Source organism: Rhodoblastus sp. (assembly GCF_041915505.1).
In the GTDB taxonomy this organism is placed as follows: Bacteria; Pseudomonadota; Alphaproteobacteria; order Rhizobiales; family Beijerinckiaceae; genus Rhodoblastus.
The window spans coordinates 1-4098 of record NZ_JAYSBG010000316.1 but is presented as its reverse complement, the minus strand read 5'-3'; the positions used below and the strand labels follow the sequence as shown (position 1 = coordinate 4098).

Below are 4098 nucleotides of genomic sequence, written 5' to 3'. Positions count from 1 at the left end.
TAAAGCGAGCCGAGATAGATCTGCAGCGTGTTGAACACGTCCGGCAGATTGAGCCCCAGCAGCTTGGCCTTGGTGCGGTCGAGATCGTAGTTGAACTCCGGCGTCGAGGCTCCGAAGGGCGAGAACAACTGGTGCGGATTGAGCTCCGGCTGTTTGCGCGCCTCAGCGAGCAGCGCCTGCGTGACGTCGTTGAGCGCCTGCGGCCCGCGTCCGGTCAGGTCCTCGACCTGGAATTCGAAGCCGCCGGTAGCGCCGAGGCCCGGAATGGAGGGCGGATCGAAGCTCAGGGCAATGGCGTCCGGGATGGCGAGCAGCTTGGGCCGCACCTCGGCGACGATGCGCGACGCGGTCTGTTCGGGCGGCCGCTCGTCCCAGGGCTTCAGGATGGCGAATTCGACCGCCGAATTGCTCTGCGCGGCGTTGGTCAGGAAGTTCAGGCCGCTGATCGAGCCGACGATTTCGACGCCGGGCGTCGCCTTCAGCAAGTCGCGGACCTTTTGCGCGGCGGCGTCGGTGCGCTCCAGCGAGGCGCCGTCGGGCAATTGGATCACGACGAAGAAATAGCCCTGGTCCTCGACTGGCAGGAAGGTCGAGGGCGTGCCGCGCCACAGCACGAAAGCGCTCGCCACCACGCCGACGAACAGCGCGAGCATGGCCCAGCGCCACGCGATCAGCCGCCGCACCAGCGCCGCATAGGCGTGCTGCATGCGCTCGAAACCGGCGTTGAACCAGCGAAACAGGATGAAGTTCCCTGTGGGCTTGTGGCGCAGGAAGACCGCGCTCAGAGCCGGGCTCAGGGTCAGCGAATTGAAGGCGGAAATGCCGACCGAAATCGCCACCGTGAGGGCGAACTGGTTGTAGAGCCGGCCCGCGACGCCCGGGATGAAGGCGACCGGAATGAACACCGCCATCAGCACCGCAGTGGTGGCGATGATCGGCCCGGTCACTTCGGCCATGGCCTTGCGCACCGCCTCCAGCGGCGGCAGGCCCGCTTCAAGCTGGCGCTCGACATTTTCCACCACGACAATGGCGTCGTCGACGACGAGGCCGATGGCCAGCACCATGCCGAGCAGGCTCAGCATGTTGAGCGAAAAGCCCAAGGCGTACATCACCACCAGGGTCGCGATCAGCGAGACCGGAATGGCGATGGTCGGGATCAGCGTCGTGCGCCAGCTTTGCAGGAACAGGAACACGACCGCGATGACCAGGATCAGCGCTTCCAGGAACGTCTCCAGCACGTCATGCATGGCCGCCGCGACGAAGCGCGTCGTGTCGTAATGCATGGCGTAGGCAATGCCCTTGGGGAAACGCTCGGACAGGGTCTGCATCTCGTCCTGAACGCGCTTCTGCAAGTCGAGCGCATTGGAGCCGGGCGTCTGGAAAATGCCGAGCACCACGGTCGGCTCGTCGCCGAAGAAGGCGGTCGAGGAATATTGCAGCGCGCCGAGCTCGATGCGCGCGACATCGCGCAGCCGCGTCACGGCGCCCGCCGCCGGATCGGCGCGCAGCACGATATCGCCGAACTGCTCCGGATCGCTGAGGCGGCCAAGCGCATTGACCTGCATTTCGAAAGCCGTGCCGGACGGCGCCGGCGACTGGCCGATCTTGCCGGCCGCGACCTGCACATTCTGTTCGGCCAGAGCGTTCTGCACGTCGACGGCGGTCACGCCAAGCTTGGCGAGCTTGTCGGGGTCGAGCCAGATGCGCATGGAATAGCGGCGCTCGCCGAAAATCTGCACGTCGCCCACGCCCGGCAGGCGCTTGAGCGGATCGACGATCTGCAAGGCGGCGTAATTGGAAAGGGCGATCGGATCGACCGATTTGTCGGGCGAGGTCAGATTGACGATGAGGACGAAATTGGGATTCTGCTTCTTGATCATCACGCCGGCCTGATTGACGATCGGCGGCAGCGACGAAGAGGCTTGGGTGACGCGATTCTGCACGTCAACGGCGGCGATGGCCAGCGGATAGCCGACGTCGAAGGTGATGGTAATGGTCGAGGAGCCGTCGTTCGAACTGGTCGACGACATATAGGTCATGCCCGGCACGCCATTGATCTGCTGTTCGAGCGGCGTCGTCACGGTATCGGCCACGACCTGCGCGCTGGCGCCCGGATACATTGCCTGAACCACCACCTGGGGAGGCGTGATGTCCGGAAACTGCGAGACCGGCAGCAGGAAATAGCAAATCGCGCCCGCCATCACCATGATGATGGCGACGGCGGAGGCGAAGATCGGCCGGAGCGTGAAAAAGCCGATCATGGCATGCACGCTCCGCACAGAGCGGCGGAAAGGCCCGCAAGACCGGCCCAGGCCGTTTCCTCTTTCCGGCGCGCGGACGTTTCGACCCGGCGGGGCGCGACGACCTGCGGTTCGGCGATCCGGCGCAATTGCGCGGCGAGGCGCACGCGGTCGACGCCGTCGGCCTGCATGATCAGGTTGGTCAGGGGATCGTTCAACAGGTCGGCTATGCGCCGGTCAATGGGCTGGGCGCGCATGGGTATCTCCTTGGCGCCGAAGCGCTTTGGTGTAAATTCGGATCAGAATTTGAACTGTCGGCTTGTGTCTTGACCGGGGGGAACCCAAATGTTACGCAATGGGTGTTACCGGTCAGTATCGACACCCTTGTTACAGACTGGTAACATCCCTGTCAAGGGCCGTTAAGAGTTTTTCGAGGATGGAGATATGTCGAAAGAATGCGGAATGACGCGAAGCGCGCCGCGTGAACGCATCATCGAATCCGCCCGCGACCTGTTCCGGAAGCATGGCATACGCGGCGTCGGCGTCGACGCCATCGCTGAGGCGGCCGGCACCAACAAAATGACGCTCTACCGTCATTTCGGCTCGAAGGACGAACTCATCGCCGCCTGTCTCTGCCGCGCGGGCGAGGAGGCCAAGGAGGACTGGGGCGAATTGGCGGCCGAATTCCCCGGCGATCCGCAAAAGCAATTGCACGGTTGGATTCGGATGGCCACCGCCTGCGCCTTCGACGATCCGCGCGGATGCGACATCGCCAACGCCGCCGTCGAACTGGCCGAGCCCGATCATCCGGCCCGCAAGGTCATCGAACAGGTCAAGACCGATTATCGCGCCGCGCTGGTCCGGCTCTGCCGCGACGCCGGCGCCTCCGACGCTGACATGCTCGCCGACGCGCTCTGCCTGCTGGTCGAGGGCGCGCGGGTGAGTTGGCAGACGGTGGGAGCGGCCGGGCCGGGCGCGCGTTTTGTCGAGATCAGCGAGGCGGTCGTCGCCGCTTTCATCCGGCAGGCCCAGGTTCAAGCAGAAGCGCAAGCGGAGCCGGCGAGCCGACAGCCGGAAAGCGGCCTGGTTTAAGCCGGCCGCCTCAATCGGCGCACGCCGCCCCCATCATTGCCCGATGGAGGCGGCGCGGAAAATTCAGCCGATAATGTGCTTTTCGATCTCCCATACCGGCATTTTGGTGAAATCCTTGTCGATTTCGGCCACCACCTTGTTCTTGACGTCGCTATGCAGCGATTGACGCAGATCGGACAGGGTTTTGGCGGGGGCGGCGATGACCACGGCGGGCGCCGCGCGCTGCCGCACGATAGCCTCAAGCGCCTCGGCGGCGCGTTCCGCGAAACGATGCTCCTCGATTTCATGCCAATCGGTCGGCTCGACCGCGCTGCGCGCCGAGGAATTGGCGCCGGCGAACGCCCGCCCGGGCTTGTCGGAGCCCTGTTCGCGGGTCGGCGGATTGGCCTCGCCGTTGAGCACGCGCTCGGTGACCAGATTGGCGTATTTTTCGTCGCCCTCGTTGCGCAGGAACAAGGCCTTGCGGCCGTCGCCGACGAAAACGAACGCATCATGGGGAAGGGCGATTTTGTTCACGATCTCACTCCCGATTCTCGGGTTGGACGCCGCTTGCCGCGCGGCGCTTTAAAGGGAAGCGGGCCCTCGGCCCTTGCTCCGGCCCCGCCTCGGCGGCGGGGTTTTCCTCCTTCTCTATAACTAGGAACCTCCCGCTTTCGGCGCCATGATGCGCGTCAATTTCCTGAAACCGCGCGGTCCGCTCGCTCGCCCGGGCAGGATTTCAGCCTTTCGATCAGCCAGCGGCCGGCGGGGCCGGGCGGCGCGGACG

4 protein-coding genes are annotated in these 4098 nt (G+C 64.9%); 1 reads left to right on the top strand and 3 read right to left on the bottom strand.

Annotated elements, in window-relative coordinates; all coding sequences use genetic code 11:
- Positions 1-2261 (bottom strand): efflux RND transporter permease subunit (locus tag ACE3S9_RS16020; protein ID WP_374547478.1); only part of this gene is annotated, 2261 nt, incomplete at its 3' end.
- Positions 2258-2497, bottom strand: a complete 240-nt coding sequence (locus ACE3S9_RS16015) for a hypothetical protein (protein WP_374547477.1) — start codon at positions 2495-2497, stop codon at positions 2258-2260. The genes ACE3S9_RS16020 and ACE3S9_RS16015, both read right to left, overlap by 4 nt.
- Before the next feature lie 205 nt (positions 2498-2702).
- On the opposite strand from ACE3S9_RS16015, the gene ACE3S9_RS16010 reads away from it, so the two are divergent.
- On the top strand, positions 2703-3332 hold the full coding sequence (locus ACE3S9_RS16010; RefSeq protein WP_374547476.1) for a TetR/AcrR family transcriptional regulator: 630 nt from the start codon (positions 2703-2705) through the stop codon (positions 3330-3332).
- 63 nt (positions 3333-3395) lie between these two features.
- Here ACE3S9_RS16010 and ACE3S9_RS16005 read toward each other — a convergent pair whose 3' ends face one another.
- Positions 3396-3848, bottom strand: a complete 453-nt coding sequence (locus ACE3S9_RS16005; RefSeq protein WP_374547475.1) for a host attachment protein — start codon at positions 3846-3848, stop codon at positions 3396-3398.
- Positions 3849-4098: the final 250 nt, after the last annotated feature.